This window comes from Arsukibacterium sp., assembly GCF_018402695.1.
Lineage (GTDB): Bacteria > Pseudomonadota > Gammaproteobacteria > Enterobacterales > Alteromonadaceae > Alishewanella.
The window spans coordinates 203,224-227,242 of the sequence record NZ_JAGYIM010000011.1 but is presented as its reverse complement, the minus strand read 5'-3'; the positions used below and the strand labels follow the sequence as shown (position 1 = coordinate 227,242).

General features: G+C 48.4%; 21 protein-coding genes. 5 read left to right on the top strand and 16 right to left on the bottom strand.

The annotated features are described in order from the left end of the window. Nucleotides 1-6 precede the first annotated feature (6 nt). The 3 genes from KG631_RS05835 to KG631_RS05825 are packed head-to-tail and all read right to left on the bottom strand — an operon-like array spanning nucleotide 7 to nucleotide 1,951. Entirely contained in the window at nucleotides 7-975 is a 969-nt protein-coding gene (locus KG631_RS05835; protein ID WP_213996528.1) for a sensor domain-containing diguanylate cyclase, read from the bottom strand. Then, nucleotides 975-1,589: a chemotaxis protein gene (locus KG631_RS05830; protein ID WP_213996526.1), complete on the bottom strand. Its 615-nt coding sequence runs from the start codon at nucleotides 1,587-1,589 to the stop codon at nucleotides 975-977. The genes KG631_RS05835 and KG631_RS05830 overlap by 1 nt, the downstream gene beginning before the upstream one ends. Then, complete coding sequence (locus KG631_RS05825) at nucleotides 1,586-1,951, bottom strand: response regulator (RefSeq protein ID WP_213996520.1); 366 nt, start codon at nucleotides 1,949-1,951, stop codon at nucleotides 1,586-1,588. Before KG631_RS05825 ends, KG631_RS05830 begins: the two co-directional genes overlap by 4 nt. A 195-nt stretch (nucleotides 1,952-2,146) precedes the next feature. Here KG631_RS05825 and KG631_RS05820 point away from each other — a divergent pair, with 195 nt between their 5' ends. Both KG631_RS05820 and KG631_RS05815 read left to right on the top strand, forming a co-directional pair. Continuing rightward, a complete protein-coding gene (locus KG631_RS05820) occupies nucleotides 2,147-3,895 on the top strand; it encodes an ATP-binding protein (RefSeq protein WP_213996518.1) in 1,749 nt (582 codons plus the stop codon). Nucleotides 3,896-3,940: 45 nt separating this feature from the next. Next, a complete protein-coding gene (locus KG631_RS05815) occupies nucleotides 3,941-4,846 on the top strand; it encodes a recombination-associated protein RdgC (protein WP_213996517.1) in 906 nt (301 codons plus the stop codon). A 9-nt stretch (nucleotides 4,847-4,855) separates the two neighbouring features. On the opposite strand, the gene KG631_RS05810 is transcribed toward KG631_RS05815, so the two are convergent. The 6 genes from KG631_RS05810 to guaB all read right to left on the bottom strand — a co-directional run bounded on the left by KG631_RS05810 (nucleotide 4,856) and on the right by guaB (nucleotide 15,195). Further along, nucleotides 4,856-5,692 (bottom strand): HDOD domain-containing protein, encoded by an 837-nt coding sequence (locus tag KG631_RS05810; RefSeq protein ID WP_213996515.1) that lies wholly within the window; start codon nucleotides 5,690-5,692, stop codon nucleotides 4,856-4,858. A gap of 18 nt (nucleotides 5,693-5,710) precedes the next feature. Further along, nucleotides 5,711-8,365, bottom strand: coding sequence for a hybrid sensor histidine kinase/response regulator (locus tag KG631_RS05805; protein WP_213996513.1), 2,655 nt, complete (start codon nucleotides 8,363-8,365; stop codon nucleotides 5,711-5,713). A gap of 95 nt (nucleotides 8,366-8,460) precedes the next feature. Next, a complete protein-coding gene (locus tag KG631_RS05800; protein WP_213996512.1) occupies nucleotides 8,461-10,914 on the bottom strand; it encodes an MMPL family transporter in 2,454 nt (817 codons plus the stop codon). Next, complete coding sequence (locus tag KG631_RS05795) at nucleotides 10,898-11,824, bottom strand: VacJ family lipoprotein (RefSeq protein ID WP_213996511.1); 927 nt, start codon at nucleotides 11,822-11,824, stop codon at nucleotides 10,898-10,900. The genes KG631_RS05800 and KG631_RS05795 overlap by 17 nt, the downstream gene beginning before the upstream one ends. A gap of 267 nt (nucleotides 11,825-12,091) precedes the next feature. Continuing rightward, entirely contained in the window at nucleotides 12,092-13,669 is a 1,578-nt protein-coding gene (guaA, locus tag KG631_RS05790) for a glutamine-hydrolyzing GMP synthase (RefSeq protein WP_213996504.1), read from the bottom strand. A gap of 56 nt (nucleotides 13,670-13,725) precedes the next feature. Continuing rightward, the gene (gene guaB / locus KG631_RS05785) at nucleotides 13,726-15,195 is read right to left on the bottom strand and encodes an IMP dehydrogenase (RefSeq protein WP_213996502.1); all 1,470 of its coding nucleotides are present in this window, start codon (nucleotides 15,193-15,195) and stop codon (nucleotides 13,726-13,728) included. Between the two features lie 153 nt (nucleotides 15,196-15,348). Here guaB and xseA point away from each other — a divergent pair, with 153 nt between their 5' ends. Beyond that, nucleotides 15,349-16,689 carry an exodeoxyribonuclease VII large subunit gene (xseA, locus tag KG631_RS05780; RefSeq protein WP_213996497.1) on the top strand — a complete coding sequence of 447 codons (1,341 nt, stop codon included), beginning with the start codon at nucleotides 15,349-15,351 and terminating at the stop codon, nucleotides 16,687-16,689. A gap of 64 nt (nucleotides 16,690-16,753) precedes the next feature. Here xseA and KG631_RS05775 read toward each other — a convergent pair whose 3' ends face one another. From KG631_RS05775 to KG631_RS05760, 4 genes are all read right to left on the bottom strand, one after another. Continuing rightward, the gene (locus tag KG631_RS05775; RefSeq protein ID WP_213996494.1) at nucleotides 16,754-17,014 is read right to left on the bottom strand and encodes a DUF2442 domain-containing protein; all 261 of its coding nucleotides are present in this window, start codon (nucleotides 17,012-17,014) and stop codon (nucleotides 16,754-16,756) included. 37 nt (nucleotides 17,015-17,051) lie between these two features. Further along, nucleotides 17,052-17,600, bottom strand: coding sequence for a hypothetical protein (locus KG631_RS05770; protein ID WP_213996488.1), 549 nt, complete (start codon nucleotides 17,598-17,600; stop codon nucleotides 17,052-17,054). After that, nucleotides 17,591-18,118 carry a hypothetical protein gene (locus tag KG631_RS05765; RefSeq protein ID WP_213996483.1) on the bottom strand — a complete coding sequence of 176 codons (528 nt, stop codon included), beginning with the start codon at nucleotides 18,116-18,118 and terminating at the stop codon, nucleotides 17,591-17,593. Before KG631_RS05765 ends, KG631_RS05770 begins: the two co-directional genes overlap by 10 nt. Before the next feature lie 137 nt (nucleotides 18,119-18,255). Then, on the bottom strand, nucleotides 18,256-19,092 hold the full coding sequence (locus KG631_RS05760; RefSeq protein ID WP_213996475.1) for a DUF2306 domain-containing protein: 837 nt from the start codon (nucleotides 19,090-19,092) through the stop codon (nucleotides 18,256-18,258). A gap of 188 nt (nucleotides 19,093-19,280) precedes the next feature. On the opposite strand from KG631_RS05760, the gene KG631_RS05755 reads away from it, so the two are divergent. Beyond that, nucleotides 19,281-20,399 (top strand): response regulator transcription factor, encoded by a 1,119-nt coding sequence (locus KG631_RS05755; protein ID WP_213996474.1) that lies wholly within the window; start codon nucleotides 19,281-19,283, stop codon nucleotides 20,397-20,399. Between the two features lie 36 nt (nucleotides 20,400-20,435). Here KG631_RS05755 and KG631_RS05750 read toward each other — a convergent pair whose 3' ends face one another. After that, entirely contained in the window at nucleotides 20,436-21,089 is a 654-nt protein-coding gene (locus tag KG631_RS05750; protein WP_213996469.1) for a hypothetical protein, read from the bottom strand. Between the two features lie 328 nt (nucleotides 21,090-21,417). Here KG631_RS05750 and KG631_RS05745 point away from each other — a divergent pair, with 328 nt between their 5' ends. Then, nucleotides 21,418-22,020 (top strand): gamma-glutamylcyclotransferase, encoded by a 603-nt coding sequence (locus tag KG631_RS05745; protein WP_213996467.1) that lies wholly within the window; start codon nucleotides 21,418-21,420, stop codon nucleotides 22,018-22,020. Here KG631_RS05745 and KG631_RS05740 read toward each other — a convergent pair. Together KG631_RS05740 and KG631_RS05735 are read right to left on the bottom strand one after the other, a co-directional pair. Beyond that, entirely contained in the window at nucleotides 22,004-22,837 is an 834-nt protein-coding gene (locus tag KG631_RS05740; RefSeq protein WP_213996464.1) for a DUF4824 family protein, read from the bottom strand. The two genes, KG631_RS05745 and KG631_RS05740, sit on opposite strands and share 17 nt — an antisense overlap. After that, entirely contained in the window at nucleotides 22,830-23,960 is a 1,131-nt protein-coding gene (locus tag KG631_RS05735; RefSeq protein WP_213996462.1) for a DUF2157 domain-containing protein, read from the bottom strand. Before KG631_RS05735 ends, KG631_RS05740 begins: the two co-directional genes overlap by 8 nt. Between the last annotated feature and the right edge of the window lie 59 nt (nucleotides 23,961-24,019).

Below are 24,019 nucleotides of genomic sequence, written 5' to 3'. Positions count from 1 at the left end.
CCGCTGCTACGACTTTACCTTTTTGAGGGAATCTATCAACTCAGGATAGTAGGTGACCACCTGATTACGGCCATTGCGTTTCGCCTGATACAAGGCTAAGTCGGCCTGCTGAATAAGCTCGTCTGCGCTGGTTGCCGTGCTGAACTGACTTACCCCGACACTGACACTGGTCATCAGTTGTTGCTGCTGATACTCAATCGGCGTGGCAGCCACCCGCCGGCAAATTCGTTTAGCCACCTCAATAGCGCCCTGCAGCGGGGTGTCGGGCAGGATAATGGCAAACTCTTCACCGCCATAGCGACCAAATAAGTCAGTTTCCCGTAGCAAGCTGCCTATTAACTTAGCCACTTCAATCAGTACGATATCGCCGGCCTGATGGCCATAATCGTCATTTAAGCGCTTAAATTTATCTAAATCGAAAAATAATAATGATAACGGATGCTGGTAACGACCGGCACGCTGTACTTCTACTTCAAGTTGCTGTTGCCAGTAATTGCGGTTCAGCACTCCGGTTAACCCATCCAGCCGGTTAACCTGCTGCAACTGCAAATTGCTTTGCTGCAACTGACTTTGGTACACATAGGCATCGGTGGCGTCTTCAATTAGCAGACAAACAAAATGCTCGCCGCTGGTAGGCTCCGTCAGCGGCAACATATTACAATTTTGTGCCATGTACTGATTAGCGCTGCTGATTGGTCGCAAATGCGGGAGTTTAAACAGATACTGGCGCTGCTCCCACGAACTGAACGCCGGGCTTTGCAAGCTGAGTACACTGTTGAGTTTGCGGCTGAGCCAGGCTTTAGGCGCATCCGGAAACGCGCTGAACAGGTCTTTGCCCTGCACAGACTCCAGCTGAATGTCCGCACGGCGGCAAATATACGGATTAATATACACAATCTGCAACTGTTGGTTCAGCAGAATGACGCCGCTGTTCAGCTGCTGCAGCAACGGACCAGACAGCCAGTCAATATTCATCAGAAATCCGCCAGTACATTATCCAGAATGGTTTTTAATTTTAATACTGCCTCACCTGGGATCAGCAAAATCATATTACAGTCGAAGCTGTAATCAGTGAGCTCATACCGAATATCGACTTTTAACGCCAGCTGCCAGTGAAACGCCGTTTGCTCCAGCTTACTGATAAAGTCATTATCGCGTGACGAAATAACCCGTGGCGCGGCGTAGGAAAAGCTATTATCAAGCTGCTCTGCCAAACCATTTAAAAAAGTAGTAGTAAGAATAGAGCTGATATCAGTCAGCATCTCTGCTTCACTGGTGGCATCGTCATCATAGCCCAGCAATGCCGCAATTTTGCCGGCATTCTCCAGCTGGTAAAGCAAAATAGTTTCACCACGCAACCCACCATCGCCGAAAAAACCCAGGCTAATCATTGAACTGTTCAGGCCCTGATACTGGCCCCGAAACTGCTCAGGTATTTCCGCGGCATTAACCAGGCCAATCGCCGGCACCTGTAAATGAACAAAGGTGTTGAGAAACCGGGCCAGTTTATCACTGGCCAGGCCCATCGCTACGTTGATCAGTTCCTGCAGGCAATCACGCTGCTCTTCCGTAAAACTCAAATCCGTCATATTAAGCCATATTGTCGCATCACTGCGCTGAGTTTGTCGGTATTTACCGGCTTCTGAATAAACGCCAGGGCACCGAGATCCATTACCCGTTTCTGCATTTCCGGCTGAATATCGGCCGATACCACAATGACAAAAACATCCATTTTTTCTGCTTTAATGGCTTCCAATACACCTACACCGTCCAGCTCAGGCATGGTCAGATCCAGAAAAACCACGCCGATTTCCTGACGACGTAATACCGCCAACGCCTCAAGACCATTGGTAGCCGTAACAATCTCGGCGTCAAATGCTGCAGGCAGGGATTTTTTCATTTGATTACGGGCTAATAAAGAGTCATCACAAATTAAAGCGGTTAAAGCCATCAGTACTGCCTGTTTTAAGTTGTATTTATCCATCTGTTGGTTAAAAAATATATACAGATGGCAGGCATAATGCAATATCCGGCCAATAATTAGCGCTGTGACACTTATTTAGTACCAGCTATTTTAAAAAGCTGCTTTATTGGGTAAGGTAGGCCAGAATAAGAATTATATAATCCGGTGAAAAAAGGTTATTGCATGCAGCAAAAAAGCCTGTCCCGCAATCTGCTTACCAAGGTGTTGTCAGTTTATTTTATTCTGACCTTAATCGTTACTCTCGCTCAGATTGTGGCGGAGTATTACAACACCAAAAACCTGATTAACAGTGACTTAGAAACGTTACAACAAACCTTTTCCGGTAGTTTAACCCGGGCGATCTGGGAGCTGAACACCCCACAGGCCTTGATCATTGCCGATGGCTTGTTATCTATTCCGGCAGTCGAGGGCATCGTGGTGCGTGATGACAGTGGTGCCGTTATTACCCAGTTAGGCCGTTACATCGATGTTAAAGAGCGCTTCAGCAGCCAGTTAGTGCGCGAAGGCGTGCGCTTAACCGAGCAGCAATCCGGGATTTTTGGTTACACCTTTCCGCTGATTTTTGAATTTTCCGGCCGGGCTACCCAGGTCGGTGACGTGACCTTGTTTTCAAGCCGTGCAGTGGTTATCGACCGCATTAAAGTCGGAATTTATTTTCTGGTGGGTAATGCGATGCTGAAAACCACTTTTCTGATTATTCTGTTTTTAATGGCATTTCGAAAACAACTGACTGAGCCGCTGGCCGATTTAAGCCGGCAGATTGAAGATTTGGAGCTGGATCAGTTAGATGGTGCCCGGGTTGAGATTGATCAAAGTCAGTCCTCTGAGCTGACCTTAATGGCTGATGCCTATAACCGGCTGATCAATCGGGTGCAGGACTACAAAGCTCAGCTTGGCAATACTCAGAAACAGCTACTGACATCAAATGAGAAACTGGACCAGCAGAACCTGGTACTGGAACAGGAAGTTGCCCGCAAAACGTCGGGCCTGAGTCAGGCTATGATGGACTTACAACAACAGAAGCAGGAGCTGGAACTTAAACAACAAAGCCTGCGCGAAGAAATTGAGCGCCGCCGTCATACTGAAGATGCGTTACGCAGTAAACAAACCGAACTGGAGCAACTGGTCGAACATTTAAATCAGGCGCAGGACCGGTTAGTGCAATCGGAAAAAATGGCGGCGCTGGGCGGCCTGGTTGCCGGTATTACCCATGAAGTCAATACTCCGGTCGGGATTGGCGTTACTGCGACCAGCTTTCTGACCGAAAAGCTCACCGGCTTGCAGCAGGCGTTTAACGATAAGTCACTGACCTCAAAAACCCTGGAAGCCTTCATTAATGAAGCCTTACAGGGAACTGATTTACTGCAGTCAAACTTAAGCCGGGCATCGGAGCTGATAGCCAGCTTTAAACAAATTGCCGTTGATCAGGCCAGTGAAGCTATTCGTACTATTAACCTGGCAGAGTACATTAACGAAGTTATCCGCTCACTGCAGCCAAACTTTAAGAAAACCCAACATCAGATTGAAGTAAATTGCCCGGACAATATTACCCTGCGTTGTCCGGCCGGAGCTATTTCGCAGATTTTCACTAACTTGCTGATGAACTCACTCATTCATGGTTTTGAAGACATCAAAGAAGGCCTGATCCGGATCACGGTACTGGATGAAGATAACAACGTTGATATTCGCTTTAGTGACAACGGTAAAGGCCTGTCACCGGAGCAACTGGAAAAGCTGTTTCATCCGTTCTTTACCACCAAACGTGAACAGGGCGGCAGTGGCCTGGGTACCCATATCACTTACAACCTGGTCCGGCAGACACTGGGCGGCAGTATTACCGTCAGCAGTGAGCCTGGCCAGGGGTTGCACTACCATATCCGCTTTCCAAAAAACCTGAAACTCGACAGCTGATCCGCGTTATACTCGCCAGCTTGTTAAAAGAAGGACAGGTTTGTTATGTGGTTTAAAAATATCCGGGTTTACAAATTAAGTGCCCCGCTAAGCACTGATCCGCAGCAGCTGGAAGCCGCGCTGGCTGAATTTAAATTTGCTCCCTGCACGGGCCAGGAAGCGGTTAGAACCGGTTTCAGTTTTCCGCTGCATCCCAGCATTAAGCAGTATTGCCATCCGATGGCCCAGGGCTGGCTATTCGCCGTAAAACGGCAGGAAAAAGTGCTCCCTGCTGCGGTAATTAATGAAGAGCTGCAACCGAAAATTGATGCGATGGCTGCTGAGCAGGGCCGGCCGCTAAGCCGCAAAGAAAAACAAAGCCTGAAAGAAGAACTAATCCAGACCTTGCTACCGCGGGCATTCAGCCGATCTACCCTGACCCACGGCTATTACGACGCCGAGCATAACTGGCTGGTCATTAACACCGGTGGTGCCGGCAAAGCGGAAGATATTCTGGCATTACTGCGTAAGGCACTTGGTTCACTGCCTGCTCTGCCCTGGCTGGACAACCATAAACTCAATTCTCACCTGCAGTTGTGGTTACAAAATCAGGCACTGCCCGAGGGCTTTATGCTGGGCAATGATGCAGAGTTAAAAGCCCCTGATGAAGAAGGAGCCAAAGTAAAATTTACCAATCATCTGCTAAGTGCCGACGAAGTACAAAGTCATCTGCAGGATAAACTGGTCACCAAAATTGGTCTGCAGCAGGCTGAAGGTTTAAGCCTGCACGTCAGTGATGACAGCAGCATTAAAGGTATTAAGTATCCCGAATTACTCACCGGCCAGAATGAAGAAATGGGCTGGGAAGATTTAAGCTTGCGCCTCGATGCAGACTTACTGCTGATGAGTAGCAGCCTGAATCAGGCATTGCTGGCAATTGCTAAGCAGTTGCAGCAGGCTGGCGGCGATTAATCAACGCCATTAATTAAACAACGCCCGCACATCCTGGTAACTGTCGGCAATTTCCCGTTGCTGCATAAATTCCGGCACGGGTACCAGCTCGCGGGTCACATACTCAGTTAACAAGCTCTGAGCCAGCTCTGGCAGGTAATAATTACGGTTAATTGCTGCCAGCCTGATAAAGTCGGTATAACCCGGCTCTGGCTCAGTGCGCGGTTTACGCCAGTGTTCTACCACCGGCATAAATTCCTCACCAAAGCCCCAGTTTTTAATAATTTTCAGGCCAACTGTAGCGGCAATTTTATCAATCAACACCTGCATAAAAGCCGGGTGACCAAACACCTCTGGATGCCGCTCTGCCTCAATCAGCACCGGCAGCGCACCAATATTATGCACCAGTGCAGCCAGTGCCATTACATCACTACTGAGCTTGCAATTGCTATGGCGGGCTTTGTAAAACTGCAGGCAGGCCACGGCCACGCTGGCGGTTTGCACACTGTCCCGCCATAACCTGTCCAGCTGCTGCTGTACCTGCTTGTGCTGCGATACAAAGAGTTGCTCCATTGCCATCGCTATAGAAATATTTTTTATCTGGCTCAGGCCAATCCGGGTTACCGCCTGATGTAAACTGTTTACCTGAATAGACCGTCCCATAAAGGCACTGTTGGCAACTTTGATCATCCTGGCCGACAATGCCGGATCCTGGCTGATAACCTCGGCCATTTGTTGCAAACTGATTTGTGGATCGTCGGCCCGCTCCCGCACTCTTAGCGCAATATCAGGTAAGGTCGGCAATACCAGCCGGTCAGAGCGGATTTTTTCATCCAGAATAATTAATAACGCACGTTGTGCACTCATACCCTCTCCCGCCGGTGTTTAATACTCATCCTGACTACTTAGCTGCATATCGTTAATATACTGTTCTATCTTAACCAGTAAACCGCTAATGGTAGCAGGCTGTCCGCTCACGGCCTGCTCTATTTCGCCAGCCAGCCTGGTTACTTGTGGATAACCCATACTGCCGGCACTACCCTTCAGGCTATGCGCAGCAAAGCGCAGTGCAGCCCAGTCTTCCAACCTGAAATGCTGCTGTAATTCAGCCAGCAATACTGGTAATTGCCGGCCAAACTGTCGCTTTAATGCCTGCATTTGCGGGTCTTGCTCTAAGCGCTGCAGCCATTCCTGCTCACTGTCTTTGCGCACCTTGGCAAAACGGTTCAGGATAGCCAGAAACTCGCTTTGTACCACAGGCTTGCCCAGTAATGCCTGACAACCGGCTTTTCTGTAACGCTCAACGTCTTCACTCATCACGTTGGCTGTTACGGCAATAATCGGCACTTCTATCCCGGCATGACGGATCAGCCGGGTCGCTTCTTCGCCCCCCATTAATGGCATCTGCATATCCATAAACACCAGGTCAAAGTCATCTTGCAGCACCTTTTCCACGGCTTTGTGGCCGTTATCTACCACTACCACAGTAGCATTACTTTTCTCCAGCAGTAATTTCAGCAGTAACTGGTTGTCGGGGTTGTCCTCTGCTACTAACACTTTTACTGAATTGTCAGCCGGTAGCGGGCTGATAGTCTCTGGCGGTTTTTGCTGGGGCTGATAGCTATCCACCAATTCTATGTCTTGCTGCTGGCAATTTAAGATAACCTCGAAACAGCTGCCAATGCCCTTAACGCTCTCTACCTGAATATCGCCATCCATTTGCTCCATTAACTTTTTAGAGATTACCAGACCAAGCCCGGTGCCTCCGAAATGCCGGGTAACGGTAGCATCGGCCTGGACAAAGGGGCGGAATATCCGGGCCAGTTCATCGTCGCTCATGCCGATGCCAGTGTCTTTAACTTTTACCGACAGTTGTCTGGCTATCTGATCATAGCTAACCTGAAATATGACCTTGCCATTTTGAGTAAACTTAACGGCATTGCTACTGAGGTTCAGTAGCACCTGCCGAAAGCGCAGGCTGTCGTTATTCAGCGTTTTAGGCAGAGGGAACTGCCATTTAAGCTGACAGTTCAGGCCTTTAGCCTGTGCCTGCTCGCATGCCAGCTGATAAATATCATCAATAGCTGCCAGACAATCAAACTGCTCGCGGTTTAACTCCAGTCTATCGGCTTCAATTTTGGACAAATCCAGAATGTCATTAATTAGTCCCAACAGATGATCACCACTTTTCAGCACCCGTTTCAGGTAATCTTGTCGTTTATGCGGATCATTTTCCTGCAGTGCCTGCTCACTGAAACCAATAATAGCCGTTAGCGGTGTACGGATTTCATGACTCATATTAGCCAGAAACACACTTTTCAGCCGGTTGGCCTGTTCTGCCGTCTCACGTGCCAGGATCAGCTCCTGGTTTGCAGCCGCCAGATCATCGTTAGCACGGGCTAAATCCTGGGTGCGGCGCAGTACTTTGTCTTCCAATTGTTGCTTGTAGGCCCGCTCCCGCTCGCGATAAACCCGCAACTGCCGAACCATGACGTTAAAAGCAGCAAACATGTCGCCCAGTTCATCCTGCTTTTTCACCTCCAGCAGCACCGATAAGTCACCGCGCCCTACCGCTGTTTTAGCGGCCGTCAGTTGTTTCACCGGATTAAATATGTGCTTAATCAGCAACCAATACACCAGGAGCGGCAACAACAGACAAACCAGCACCATCAGTAACAACAGCACTCGCGACAACCAACGTTGTTCATCGTAAAGCTGCGCCGGATCAAGCCCGTACAGCAGCTGATAATTACCGGGTAACGGTGCACCCAGTAACTCTCGGTACTGACCCAGTAATAACACAGTTTTGAGACTGTCGGCACCGATGCTCTGCTGGATCTGGCGAAAGTTAGTCGGCGCAAAGGCACTACTGATTAACGCCGGATCGGCAGCATAAGCAATGGTGGCAGTTTTGCTGATCATCAATGTAGCGCTGTTGCTGGTGTATGGCGTGTTGACGACAGTATCCAGTAAGTCCGGGCTGACCATCATAACCAGGTATCCCCACAAACGACGGGATTCTGTAAACGAGCTGATATAAAGTTTTTTGGCAAAGAACAGTTTTCGCTCACGGCTGCCGGGCAACGGCGCCAGAAAATAGCCCTGCTCATCTATCATTGCCTGCAGCGGTGAAAAATACTCGTTGCGAAAACGGTTTGGTACGGCGACAGCATCAGTTATCTCGGGCAGGTGCAGCGCGTACTCACCGTTAAGTTGGACCAGCTTAATGGCTTCAACTCTGGGTTGCTCTGCACTGAAACGCTGCCAATGTTGCAATAAGGGTGTCAACAGGGCGCTGTCATTGCTTTGCAGGTAGTTTTGCAAATTAGGGTTAAGCGCCAGCATTTGCAGCTGGGTTTGCTGGGTACTGATGAAGTCGTGCAACTGCTGCTGTTGTCCAGCCAACGCACTGCGCACCTGATAATAGGTTTGCTGCTGCATATAACGCTGACTGTACTGGTACGCCAGATAGCCGAACAGCAATACTGGCAACACCAGCAACGGCAACATGTAGGCAACCAGCGTTTCTCTTAACCTCATAACAGCACGAGCCTGCTCTGTACTTCAGTAGATAATAATAACCCCAGCATAACCAGCTAAATGCCAGGCGACAAGCATCTTGGCACAAAGGCTGATTAAGCTGGCTGGCTGTCTGCTGTCACGGCCTGCTGACCAGGCCCACCAGCACTGTTTGTGACAAAGCGGTTTAACAATGCCGGTAAAATGGTTAAATCGGTCAGCAAGGCCATTAACATAGCCGCCGCGGTCAGAATGCCAAAATACACGCTGGGCAAAAAGTCTGAAAAGCCAAACACCGCAAACCCGGCTGCTATAATAACCGAGGTAAACACAATTGCCATGCCAGTATGCTGAAAAGTGGCACTTAGCGCATTACCGGCTGACTGCTGCAGGTAGTTATGAATAAAGTGAATGGTATCATCCACCGCAATACCCATAGCAATAGCGGCGATAGTAATGGTCATTAAATCCAGGGGGATATTCAGCCAGCCAATTAATCCCAGTATACCCAGGGTGGTTAGTACATTCGGCAGCAGGGCAATAAGGGCAATTTTCAGCGAGCGGAAAATCGCCAGCAATACCAAGCCCAGTGCCAGATATACCAGGCCTAAGGTGGTAACCTGTGAGTCAAACAGCCGCGATAAAATATCCTGATACAACACAAATAAATTAGTCAGTTTGTAGTCTGCCTGGTCCAGACCAACGGCTTGTAAATCCTGATGCAACTGCTGCATCAACTGCTCACGGTTTAAATCGGCGGTAGTATCCTGAATACGGCTGGCAATACGCACCTGCCTTGGAGAATCAGCCAGATAAGCCCCCACCAGTTGATTGGTTACCTTGCTGCTGAGCATTTCGTAAATGGTGTCCAGCTCATATTCCGTCAGCGGTTTATCATCATTCAGCTGCCGGGCGAGAGTGGTAAAATTAATCAGTGATGTGACACTGCCGGTGGCCTCAAAAGCATTAACAGCCGCATGGGCAAGGTGTAACTGATTCAACTGGTCGGCGGCTATCACTAAATCCGGTTTAGACTGCTCCGGGTTCAGGGTAATGACGATATCCAGTGGCGTAGAGCCACCAAATTGCTGGTCAATGAACGCCAGTTCCTGATGCACCTGAGTGTCTTTGGCAAAATAATTAATAAAGCTGTTTTCAACATTCAGCCGGCTGATACCGGTAGCCAGGCCAGTAAACAAAATAGTGATCAGGACAATAACCGGGTAGGGCCGGCGTTTCACCAGGCCAGCCGCCCGTTGCAGGCCACCTGCCAGCCAGGCAAAATCGGCGGTTTCAGTACGGGCTTTTAACAAACTCAGTAGTGCCGGAAATAACAGCAGGCTGACACTCATGGTAATTAACATCGCAATCAGCATCATAAAGCCAAAATCGACTACTGGCTGAATACCACTGAATATAAGCGAGCCAAAGCCAACCGAGGTGGTTAGGGTGGCATAAAAACAGGGTGAGATTTTTTGCTGTAACATCCCCTTCACCCGTTGATGCTGGTTAAATTCTGGCTCATCGCGGGCAATTTCCCGGTAGGCGCCCAGCAAATGGATCATTACCGCCAGGGTTAAAATAAGCTGTAAGGCAATAAAATTGGCTGAAATAACAGTAGTGCGAATGTCCAGCAGCCCAAATAAACCACAGGTGAGCAACACACTGACGCTGCAACTGAGTAGTGGAAAAAACACCCCGCGCCAGCTGCGATAAATAATTAGTAATAACACCGCAATAATCAACGCTATCGCCAGACCAAAGCTGGTTAAATCACTTTTAATCATATCGACCAGATGCTGCCCGACCACATAAGCGCCACCGACATAAGTAGCCGCCCGCTCGCCTACCTGCTGGTTAAATTGTTCAATTTGCTCTATTTCCTGCTGGCGCTGCTTAATCAAGCGCTGGCGTATTGGATCCGCCGTCTGCTGTAATTGGGTAAGCTCAGCCTGTTCATCTGCACTCAACTCACGGCTAAGTGTATGCTGCTGAATATCGAGGATCTGAGCGTCAAGTTTGGTCAGCTCGGCATCGGGCTTAAACACGATCTGAATGCCAGCAGCTGTTTGCGCTTTGTTAAATAATAAATCGGTAAAAATAGGGTGGCCGGTTAGCAGCTGACGCATTTGGGCCGGCGGGTATTGTTGCTGCTGCCAGGTCAGGCTGCTGACATCCTCTCCTGAGGTAAATGCACTGGCATCGGCCAGCAATGGTACCGTCAACATTGAGGTAACCGACTTCACCCGCTGTAGCGTGGCATAGTCGGCACTTAACGCTGAAATATCAGCAAAGGTTTGCTCTGAAAATAACTCGCCGTCTTTGGGTTGGTAGGCCACCAGAATAAATTCATCTGGTGAAAAACGCTGATTGGCCAGCTGGCTCTCGATATACAAGGCATTATTTTTAACCAGCAGGGTTTCAGCTGAGGCGTCAATCCGGAACTGACTTAAAAACACCGCAGCTACTGCCATCAGTACCAGAAACAAGCCAATAATCGCCCAGCGACAGCGGACAATAGTGCTGGCCAACCAAAAGATTATTCCGCGTTGCTTACTCTGGTTTGACATAAGCTTCGTCCCGTTTTATGCCTTGTAAATGCTGGTTACGAAAGTAGATATATGGATCATCAGCCTGCTTGTACAAGGTCTGGTATAAGTTAGCGCGGTCTGAGAAACTGTTAATCACATTCACGCCCTGCAGGTAATAGGAGTCTGGAGCCCCGACCAACTGGTTAAGTGGATGTAAAAACGCTTCGCCTAATACCGAGCTGGCACCACGCACATCACTTTGGCCCAGAATGGGCAGCACTAAGTAAGGGCCATTACCCACCTGATAGTGGCTTAAGGTATCAGCAATACTTTGTTTTGACTCGGCAATATCAAACCAGGCCGTGGCCGGGTCAAACAGCCCCAGAATGCCAATGGTTGAGTTAATCAGGAAACGTCCCAGATTAGACCCGGCACCTTTGAAGTCGCCGGTCAGGGCGTTATTGACCAGATTAAGCGGTTCACGGATATTGGCAAAAGCATTACCGACTTTGTCACGTACTGGCGCTGGCAGTACTTTTTCGTAACCCTTGGCAATCGGAATTAAGGCGTAGGTATAAGAGACATGGTTAAACCGAAATATGGCCCGGTTCCAGCCCTCTAGCGGATCGTTATACAGCGGGGCTGGCTCTTCACCGTCGGCAACAGCGTCATCCTCTGCAACCGGCTCCATATCAACCACTGTGGGTTCAAGCTCCAACGTACCCTGCGAGGTTTCGACTTTGGTAGTCTGGCCGGCGCTTAACTGCTCTGCCGCGGTAGGCTCTTTATCTTCAGCGTTATCTTCAGTATTGGCCTTATCGACTTTTTCACTGCTGACAACGCTGTTGTCACTGACAGCTCCGCTGTCAGCTGGCTCAGGTTTAGCGGCACAGCCAGCCAGTGCCAGTGCCAGTGCCAGCAGCCAGATAAGGGTATAACGATGGTTCATCCTGTCACTCCGTATAACTTAACTGTAAGCGCCAGCTGCGCCCAAGATTAAAACAGCAGCATAACACGATAAACAAAAAAGGCGCCAAAGCGCCTTTTAAAAAAGATTTAACATTAACACTACCTAAAATACTAATTTTACTAATCCTAAATCATCGGCGGGCTGACAAAGCCGTCGAGCCGATCAGCTCCGGGAGCATACAAATAGTATGTGACCGGAGTGAGCGGTGAAGACAATGCCGTCAGCGTGGCGAGGATGACGGATAAGTTATTCCCATTCTATTGTGGCTGGTGGCTTGCCGCTAATATCATATACCACGCGGGAGATCCCATTTATTTCATTAATGATCCGGTTCGACACTTTACCCAGCATGTCATACGGCAAGTGCGCCCAGTGTGCAGTCATAAAGTCGATGGTTTCTACTGCGCGCAGTGAAATAACCCAGTCGTATTTACGGGCATCACCCATTACACCAACGGATTTCACTGGCAGGAATACCGCAAAGGCCTGGCTGACTTTGTTGTATAAATCAGCCTTGTGCAGCTCTTCAATAAAGATGGCGTCGGCACGGCGCAATAAATCACAGTACTCTTTTTTAATTTCGCCCAGTACCCGCACGCCTAAACCTGGCCCCGGGAACGGGTGGCGATACAGCATGTCGTATGGCAGGCCCAGCTCCAGGCCCACTTTACGTACTTCGTCTTTAAACAACTCGCGTAGCGGCTCAACCAACCCCAGTTTCATATGGGCCGGCAAGCCACCCACGTTATGATGCGATTTAATTACATGCGCTTTACCGGTAGCCGAGCCAGCAGATTCAATCACGTCAGGATAAATCGTGCCCTGGGCCAGCCACTTGGCGTTCTCCAGCTTTTGCGACTCTTCATCGAACACTTCAACAAATACCCGGCCGATAATTTTGCGCTTGGCTTCCGGCTCATTTTCACCGGCTAAGGCATCTAAAAAGCGCTGCTCAGCGTCAATTTTAATAATGTTCAGGCCAAAATGGTCACCAAACATATCCATTACCTGCTTGCCTTCGTTTAAACGCAGCAAGCCGTTATCGACAAACACGCAGGTCAGGTTAGTACCAATTGCGCGGTGCAGCAACATGGCGGTAACCGAGCTGTCGACGCCGCCGGATAAACCGAGAATAACCCGATCATCACCAATTTGCTGTTTTAAGCGGGCCACCGCATCTTCAATAATGGTGGCCGGGGTCCATAGTTTATCGCAACCACAAATGTTCACTACGAAATGCTCCAGCATCCGTAGGCCCTGGCGGGTGTGGGTCACTTCCGGGTGAAATTGCACGCCGTAGAACTGGCGGGCTTCATCGACCATGCCGGCATGCGGGCAAGTTGCGGTCTGGGCACAGGTGACAAAGCCTGGCGGGATAGTCATCACTTTATCACCATGGCTCATCCAGACATCCAGTAACGCATTGCCGTTACCACCGATATGATCTTCAATTTTGGCAAAAAAGTCGTTGGCGGCTATCACTTCTACCTGAGCATAACCAAACTCGCGTAAGTCAGAACCCTGCACTTTACCGCCCAGTTGCTCGGCCATGGTTTGCATGCCATAACAAATGCCCAGCACCGGCACACCGGCGTTAAAGACGTATTCCGGTGCCCGTGGCGAGTCCGGGTTTGGTACGCTTTCCGGGCCACCTGACAAGATAATACCGGTGGGGTTAAATTCACGAATTTGCTCGTCGCTGACATCCCAGGCCCATAATTCACAATATACGCCAATTTCGCGGACCCGCCGGGCAATAAGCTGAGTGTACTGCGAACCAAAGTCCAGAATTAAAATACGATGGTGGTGAATGTTCTTGCTCATAACAACCTTTGAAAAATAAGGCGGCGGGCTAAGCCCGCTGCGAAAACCGAATGTTGTCAGCCTAACCGGTAGTTAGGCGCTTCCTTGGTGATTTGCACATCATGCACGTGCGACTCACCCATACCGGCTGCGGTAACCTTAACAAACTCTGGTTTGGTACGCAGGGTCAGCATATCCGGGCTACCGGTTAAGCCCATAGCTGAGCGTAGGCCACCCATCTGCTGGTGAATAATATTTTCAATCGGGCCTTTGTAGGCCACGCGGCCTTCAATGCCTTCCGGCACCAGTTTTTCGGCATTGTTACTGCCCTGAAAATACCGGTCTGACGAGCCATTACGCTGTGCCATCGCCCCCAGTGAGCCCATACCGCGGTACGATTTGTAATAACGGCCCTGATACAACTCCACTTCGCCCGGCGCTTCTTCAGTACCGGCAAACATGGAACCGACCATCACGCAGTGCGCGCCAGCCACTAAGGCTTTGGCAACATCACCGGAGAACCGGATTCCGCCATCGGCAATAATGCAAACATCAGTGCCCTTTATGCCCTCTACTGCATCAGAAATGGCAGTAATTTGCGGCACGCCACAACCGGTAACAATCCGGGTGGTACAAATAGAACCCGGGCCTATGCCTACTTTTACGGCATTGGCACCGGCTTCAGCTAAGGCTTTAGCGCCTTCAGCGGTGGCAACGTTACCGGCGACAATTTGCAAATCCGGGTACTGAGCACGGGTTTGTTTTACCCGCTCAATTACGCCTTGCGAGTGACCATGCGAGGTGTCAATTAACAGAATATCAACGCCGGCTTCAACCAAAGCTGCAATCCGCTCGTCAGTGCCCGGGCCAACCCCCACTGCAGCACCAACCCGTAACCGGCCTAATTCGTCTTTACAGGCATTAGGTTTACTGGCAGCTTTGTAGTAATCACGTACCGTGATCAGGCCTTTCAATTTAAAGTTGTCATCGACCACCAGTACTTTTTCAATCCGGTGCTGGTGCATCAGTTTAAAGGCTTGTTCGCGCGGGGCGTTCTCATTGACCGTCACCAGCCGCTCCAGCGGGGTCATCACAGAGGTAACGCTGGCTTGCAAATCAGCTTCAAAGCTCATATCCCGGCCGGTAACTATACCGACCAGGTTCTGCTCTTTATCAAGTACCGGAAAACCGGAAAACCCATGCTGCTGGGCTAACGCCTGCACTTCACGCACTGTCATATCAGCTGAGGCGGTAACCGGATCAGAGACCACACCGCTTTCGTATTTTTTCACCTTGCGGACATTTGCGGCCTGCTCTTCAATGGTCATATTCTTATGAATAAAACCCAGACCGCCTTCCTGTGCAAGCGCTATGGCTAAGCGGGCTTCGGTTACCGTGTCCATAGAGGCCGATACCATAGGAATATTCAGCGTGATGCTTTTGGTCAGTTGAGTGCGTAAATCCGCAGTATGGGGTAGTACAGTAGAGTGCGCCGGTACCAATAACACGTCGTCAAAGGTAAGGGCTTCTTTCTTGATCCTGAGCATTGCAACAATCTCGCTGTGAAGGATGAAAAGATAGGGAATGTTGCGGCGCTATTTTAAAGGATTGTTGGTGATAGAACAATCGGTTTTTTCTTTTTGTGTTAACAGCAGGCCTTGGCGTAAACTAGCCCCAGAACAGCTAACCCTGGGCCACTAATGCAAAACCCCGATATTTATACCGTTTCCCGTTTAAACAGCGAAGTCAGGCTTATTCTGGAGCTGCAGTTTCAGCGGCTGTGGCTGGTGGGCGAAGTGTCTAATTTCGTGCAGGCGGCATCGGGGCATTGGTATTTCTCATTAAAAGATCAGGCCGCCCAGGTAAAAGTGGCGATGTTTAAGCAGGCGAATCGCCATGCCTCAGTAAAACCACAAAATGGCCAGCAGGTGTTAATCCGGGCGCGCATTAGTGTGTACGAGCCGCGTGGCGAGTATCAGCTGTTAGCGGAAATGATTGAACCGGCCGGCGACGGCATGTTAAAACAGCAGTACGAGCAGTTAAAAAACCGCTTGCAGGCCGAGGGCCTGTTTGATGAAACACGTAAACAGCCGCTGCCCGCCCATATTAACCGGGTGGGGGTAATTACCTCACCAACGGGCGCGGCCATTCGCGATATTGTCAGCGTGCTGCAGCGCCGCGCACCGGGTATTGAAGTAATTATTTACCCCTGCTTAGTGCAGGGCGAACAGGCCGCTGGCCAGCTCAGGCAGATGCTCAGCACCGCCATTCGCCGTAACGAAGTGGATGTACTTATTATTGGCCGCGGCGGCGGTTCGCTGGAAGATTTATGGTGTTTTAACGACGAGCAGTTGGCCCGCGCCGTGGCCGCCTGTCCTATTCCGATTGTCAGTGCCGTGGGCCATGAGATAGATTTTGCCCTGACCGACTTTGTCGCCGACGTGCGTGCCCCGACTCCCTCGGCCGCTGCCGAGCTGGTATCGCCCGATCAAAGTCATTTACTGGAACGGCTGCGCCGCTTACAAAGCGCGCTGGTGCAAGCGCAGCGCAGCCAGCTGAACCGGCTGAAACCAGATTTAAAACAGCTGGAGCAACGCCTGTTAGCGCTGCACCCGAAACGGCGCTTACAACAACAGCAACAACGCTTAGACGAGCTGCAACTGCGCTTAAACCGCACCATTACGCAGCAACTGGCCAATGCCAAACGCCAGCAGCAGTATTTGCAGCAAAGCCTGCAGCATTTATCACCAGCTAAAGCCATTAAGCAAAAGCACGAGCAACTGCAGCAACTACAACAACGGCTGCAACGCGGCATCGGCCTGCAACTTAAGCAGCAGCAACAAACCCTCGGCCGTTTAAGCAACCAGCTAAACACTGTAAGCCCACTGGCAACCTTAGCGCGCGGCTACAGCATCAGCTTTAACGCACAGCAACAGGTGCTAACCAGTATCAAAGATTTAAAAGCAGGTGATAGTGTTACGACCCAGTTGGCCGAAGGGAGTTTTAGTGCGGTGGTTAGTGAAGTTTCAGAAGGTAGGTGAATCTGATTAAAGGGTACAGATTAATTTTGAGCTGGCCTCAATTCATTGAATTCTAGAACGCCCGTTATGCCGGGCGTTTGATAAGACGATTGTGGTATAGATCTTCAACCGGAAAAATCATGGTGTAATCATCCCAATTGAGGTTGCCATCATCTAACTTGTAAGCCAGAAAGTTATCCAGCTTTTTATACTGCTCATAATCCGGATGACCAACAGAGAAGATAAAGGGCGCAAAATCGACTACTGAGTTATGGCCATCACTAAACGTGATGTCCAGAATATGTCCTGTTAGATGCTTAGCACTAACTACCGATTGTGCGGGCATTATTCAATAAACCTGGTTGGGCGTTTATCTTAAAGAATTATTCAGGTACAAGAACCTGCATACCATGTTCACTTTTTAAAAAGTCCGAGAAACCATGTTCTATTTGCTGCAGTACATCGTAGTGTTGCTCTACTTTAGAAAACTCCGCGCAACCGCTGGTCATGGTTATAGCGTCGGCTTTGGTAAGACCTGACATAGACAGCATTTTGTCGTCTTTAATAATATTAAGCTCTGCTACTGTGAAGGGCATACCAAAACTTTCCTGGCGGATAAATGACGAGACATATTTATATTTATCACCAGGCTGCGAGGTATGCTCCAATAACAACACTTCACTATCGCCGCTTTTGCTAAGGTTGCTGAAATATTCTCGCTCCGGGCCAGTATAAGAGGTAAACATAATTGACGCTGGTACCCAGTTCTCCAAGTCGTCCTCATCAACGCTATTGCGATAATGAAGCTCAGCTTTTTTACTAAAGCCAGCTGGAATGTTCCATTCGCAGTCCATGTAATTCTGGCTTTTAGCCTGACAAGCTGCAGCGCCAACTAACAACCCTAAAAAGGCAATACTTTTAATTAGCTCCATGGATTAATTACCTGATGATTATTTTTATCTGAATAATGGATTGCTTCAATTCTGAAATTCGAGTCATAGGTCCACCATAGAGAAATGCCTATGGGCATGCCGCTGGCAACCGTTGTAGGCCCCAGAACTTTGGCAACCAGACCTAAAGCACCTTTTGGCGTTCCGGCAATAATCATGGGCATGTCTGATTTAAGAAAATCAGCCTTTAGTAATTGAACCGCAATATTTCTTAAATTTAATGCTTCAATTTCAGCAGCCCGCTCAAGTTGACGATCAGTAAATCTCTTAGGATTGAGGCCCTGACCAAGCAGCATCACTCGGAATTCCTGCACAGATATATTGTTAAGTCTCTTCATTTCATCAATCGTAGCATTACGCATCCGCGCTGCTAAAACCCGATCGATAGTCACGCTGTTATCTTTAACAGACGCACCTGCTATTTCTTGTTTCTTTCGTACTTTATTGCTGGTACTTGGAAAAAGAGTTGCACCGCCAATGAGTAATTGAATAGTTGCCATAAACAGTCCCTTGTCGCAAAATAAAACCAAAGTTTACACCTCGTATATTATTTTGCAACAATTGACCTGGTTGTTTTACGGCAGTTAGTAGAAGTACTTTCGGCAATTAAACCCGCCGCTAATAACGTATTGCAGAACTAAAGTGCGCCAAACACCGCATCTATTCTCGGCCACCACATCATCATGCCTGTTGCTGCAACACCTATAATGGTAAACACCAAACCTGCTGCTGCAAACGCTGTGACTGACCACTTTATTTTGGCGTACCGGGAGCGTTTGGCGTAAAACACCAGTTCAGCAAGTAGCATCGGCGCTAAATAACACAGAAAAGATATAGCGATATCAGCCGGGCCGTCGATATGCTGAGTATTACCATTGGGTCCCTGATTGATCACATACCAGCCCATCAGATAGAGCCGGAAGAACCACACGCCATTGACCAGAATAAAACTATGAATGGCAAAACGTTGATGTGCGGCAAAGCGTTTAGTAACGGCGGTATACCAGGCTAGTGCTATAAAAATAGGGATCAACATGCCATTTAAGCTTATCCCCAAAGCCCCTATATCACTTAAACGTAACCCAGCAACCCAGGTTAAATACATGCCGGTAAAGGCACCCGCCACTCCAAGTACAAAAAACAGTCGACCATTCCAACGATGAAAAACAGGGAAACGTTGGCGTATAGCGGGGAACAACTGCAATAATCCACTCAATGCCATGATGATGGCAGGTAAAATATGGGCAAACAGCACGTTTAAGTCGCCACCAATGTCTTTCTTCATTCCTGTTGTCGGCGATAGCGTTGACACCAACTCAGGCGCGCCAACCAACACAGGCATGGCATACAACACAAATATATAGCTGGCAAATAGCCACTGCCCTAAAAGCGCAATAAAAACCCAACTTTTTACCGTGCCGTTTAGCACTTTATCTGCTGACAGATTGGGCCAGAATACTTTTGTTTGTGACATCAGCATGCTTGAACACCCTCTATTAATACATTGATTCTCAATAAATAGTGGCATGCCTGATTGGGCTTTTCGCACCGAATTTGAAATTCGGCACACATTTGTAGTGATATGTGTCCTTACAAAATTCGTTTGAGGGCACTACAGTCACAGGCTACTATGATAAGCCTTGCTTACTGGCGGAACCTGTTATGTGGACTAGCAACGTTAATTTGTTCTTACTTGTGATCTCGAGTGCTTTTCTCATCGCGCAAATTTTCGTTAAACAAAAACAAACAGCACACCTGATTTTTGCAGTCTTTTGTGGCTCGGTTGCCATGATTGCCCTAAAAAAGCTAACGGGTGAACAAATAGGCGCCTATCAATATCTAATTGGTATGGCAACGTGCGCGACCTGCAACGCCTATTGGTTACTGTCTCGCAGTTTATTCAGGTCAACCGGCGCAATAACCCTGCCCCATGTTCTAATGGCTATGGCGATTGCCATGCTCATTATGGCAAAACAGGGATATCTGTTTGTCTCTTCTGCGCTGGGTATAACGCCAGACAACCTACTTGCCCATAATCTACTTGGTGATTTAACCGGGTTGTTATCCTCTTGCATCATTGTATTGACGATGTGGGAAGGATTTAGAGGTTACCGGGCTGCGAGCACGCAACAACAAGCACAGCGTCGTTTTTTTATAATCACTATTGTTTCAGCCGTTGCCATCAGCACTATTCTGAACAACATATTCGCTGACAACCCCACACTGCATCAATGGTCGATAAGCCTGGTTACCTTAGTGGTGCTGATTAACACTCAACTATTGCTTTACTGGCGTTTTAAACCAGTAGTAGAGCCACAAGCCATGGTGGTTAAACGCCATTTTCAACAGCAGCCAGAAAAACCTGTTAATCAGCATTCAGACCAACCGGTAAGTGTCGCAGAAAAGCAATTTGCAAAGGTCATTCAAACCTTACTATTGGACGAGCAGCGATTTTTACAAGCCAGTTTAAAAGTGGCCGACATCGCGCGTGAACTGAAGGTACCAGAGTATCGCATTAGTAAAACACTTCGCTCGCAGCTAGACGCGAAAAATTTCAATGATTTCATTAACAAACTTCGAATTGAGCATGCCTGCGGACTATTGTCAGATCCAGGCAAACAACACTGGACCATTTTAGTAGTGAGTTTAGAAAGTGGCTTTGCATCGGTAGGCCCCTTTACCAGAGCGTTTAAGGCCATAACAGGCTCGACTCCCAATCAGTATCGCCAAAGTCATCTTAATAAATTAGCGCCCAATACCAGCAAATGGCGAACGGCATAGATAAACGGCCTTTCGGATCTTAATAAGTCGTAATATCTAATTGACTCCTACAAACCTTGAGTTTGTAATATAAACAATCCGAAAATAGCTATAACCGTCTTTTTCAACCATGCCATAAGTACCACCGCCTCCATTCACTGCTACTTTAGACAATCCTTGCTTGTTAAACAGTAACTCATCTTCTAATTGTGAAATCTCATCTTTGCTGAGCTGCTCTACACCCGCCAGAGACACAATGCAAAGATCGATATCACACTCAGCCAGCTCCAGTGATAAATTTGAAAATTCAGGTGTATTTCGAAGTGAATCGTAAAATGTCTGGTAAAGATAGAGCTGGTTTTCAACACTCTCATTTGTCTGGTTAGCAGTAATATAATTGGGTGTTTCTGTCATAAAGTCATCTGAAAACAGCAGCGAGTTAAACCGCTGGCTATCAAACGTCTGATTATTGACAATTTGATTGTCGTTTGCAGAGCTCTCTTGCACCTGACGCCCAGCATTATTGTCCGTAATATTACTATCAGCAGGTGCGCCCTGCCTTACTGCAGAGTCAGCAATATGTCCGCTTGTTTTTTCTACTGCGCCTGGCGCAGCAACAGAAGCGCTCGCATTCTCAGGCTCTTTATTGATAAATAAAAATCCTGTTAGTACACCTGAAAATACTGCGACTATCAGTAGAATTTTTTTCATCAGCTGTTCCTGAACATTATTTCTTATTTAAGTTAAACACTATGTATTTATGTTTTGGCAGTTCAGCGAAAGCCCTTAGTGTGATTACAAATGCTTTTAAAACCAACCGAAGTCAAATCCATAACATCTCTATAACGATAAGTTCTTTTATTGGTACAAACAAGCTACCACGACCGATTTAGCAAGTCGATAAATTTTAGAAGTTTAAAGGCAGCACAGTGCCAAAATATATTTAAGCCGCTTAGCCTGCATTCACATACATAATATTGCTACCATGCTGGTTAATACCCAAATGCATTTTTAGCTTAATTTAGCTAAGTGGAGCCTTATGTCACACAACACCATTAACCTGAACAAACAGCGCCAGCCGTTGGACCATCTGGAGTCGTTATGGCTGTTTGGTTATGGCTCGCTGATTTACAAAGCTGACTTTCCTTTTCTCAATCGTAAGCCTGCCTGTATATATGGCTGGCAGCGCCGCTTTTGGCAGGGCTCGCATGATCATCGCGGCACGCCGGAGGCACCTGGTCGGGTGCTAACGCTGATAGAGGCGCCGGGCGAGCGTTGTGCTGGTATGGCGTATCAGGTAACGCCTGACACCTTTGAGCATTTAGATCACCGCGAAAAAAACGGTTACTTGCGGGTATTTACCGATTTGCACTGGCTGGACGAGCCAGGCCAGACTGAAGGCTTAGTGTATTTAGCCAGCGCCGATAATGAGGCCTATCTGGGCCCCGCCAGTGACCAGGCAATCGCCGCCCACATTGCCCAAAGTGAGGGCCCCAGTGGCCCCAATAGCGAATACTTACTGAAATTAGCACAGGCGCTGCGGGATATGAATGAAAAGGATGAGCATGTGTTTGCCATTGAACGCGAGCTGCTAAAGCTTATCCCTGATACCAACAACGTTAAACTTATTTCAGAGCGCTAATCCAGGGCTCATGCAATTTGCCATAATAAATTACCGCCCGCAAAGGCTTGTTTTCGATATTGTCATTGTTTTCTGGCAGTTTGGCTGCCAGTTGCCTCGGCACATAAAGCGACTGCACAGCCAGCCTGTAAACGATAATTTCATTAGGTTTTGACTCATTGGCTTTAGTACAGCGGCCATAGCTGGTTTGTATTTCGGCGGGCACGATTACCAGCGTGCCGTCAGTCGTGGTTGGGCGCTGGGCGGTCACTTTTTGCAATAACTCCGGGGTAGCAGCAGCATCGATAACATATAAACGACTAGCACGCTCATTTGCTGCTTGCAGCAATTCTGCTGCCCGCTGTTGCTGTTTCAGCTGCGCGTCGGCGCTAAGCTCAGGGTTTGCCTGCTGCGTTAACGCATAATAGCGCTCTGCTTTTGCCCGGTAATCAACGTAACTTTGGCCGTTAAACTCCAGCAGCACCCACGCCTTTTTCTGCTGTCGCCGGTAACGTTGTTGCTGACATGGCTGAAACTGAAAACTGGCAAAGTTGGCATCGCTAACAGAAATAACGCGGTTAGTATGCCGGTATTGATATTGCCATTCGTCACTAACTGGCTCAGGAACAGGGGTGGACCACTGCAGGCTGATACGTTTACCTGAATTTTCGCCGGCAAAACCATATTGATAAGGCACGCGAAATTCCCGCTGCGTTAAAGGCAGTTCAGCTATTGTTGCGCTGCGATTGAGAAACACTTTGCCAAGTATCAGGCCATTTACCAGCAGTACCACAGCAACGGCTAGCCATAACAGTTTTTTAGATATCCGGTTAGCCATGTTGCACCCCGGCATGTTGCTCCGCGATATACTGCATCTTAGTGTGCTGCACAGCGCGAAAACGATTAAATATCATTAACACCAGAATTGCAGTAAGGCCAACCAGCAAAAAGAACAGATACTTGGGTAACCAATCCCACCACCAGTCAAAAAACTTGGTATATAAAAACAGGGCAAAGAACACATTGCCGGTTAGCATAAGTTTCGCTGCATGAGCGCGAAGACCATACAGCACCAGCAGTGCGCTGGCAGCAAACCCCACTACCTGATAAACGCCTTCAATGATATCGGTTGACCATGGCAAATAACTGACACTGCCCCAATTGGCTAAAACCAGCACCGCAATAAAAAATACCACGGCCGACAATGTCTGATAAATAGTGGCGAAGCCATCAAACTGCTGCTGTTTACACAACAGTGGCAACATAAAGAACATTGCACTGGCGAAAAGAAAATGCTCGGGGTACTCGCCGGCGTGCACCCAGTAGCTGCCCATCCAGCTGCCAAACTGCGCCCCGATAAACATAAAACTGCAGAGCATCGCTGCCGCCAACAATAACCGGACATGAAGCAGATACGCTAATACAAACCCATATAATGAAAATACCGCGAAGGCATTGGGCGACGGCGTGATGTTAAAAATACTACCGAGCATAATAATATTTAGTACCAAGGCAGTAAAAGATACTAATGCAGCCAGTTTTGCATAATAGCCCGAGTAATCAACCCGCTGCAGCCATACCGCCAGCGCCAGAGTCAATAACGGCGCAGTAACCAACAGCGCTACCTGACTAACGGTAGAGAAATAGCCCCAGTACTGGAAAAACAGAAAGAACAAACTGGCAGCAAGTGCGGTGGCACCAAGGAAAGAGACAATTTGCATACCCAGCGACAAATGACGGGCTTTCTCGTTAAGATCGATGTTCAGCCCTTGCTGCAGCTGCTGCAGTAAATCATTGTGATAGTCCCGAACTTTAGCCGCTTGCTCATCAGACAGTGCCAACACACTTTGCTCGGTTAATAGTTGCTGCTCTGCCCGAAATGCCAGCACCTGATCCGCTCTGGCCTGCGCCTGGGTTTTATTAAGTGGTGTGGGGGTTGTCACTGGCTTAGTTTCATCCATTGAATTTTCCCAAATGTATAACGCGGGTTGCTCTATGTCTATAATCTGAAGCGCTTATT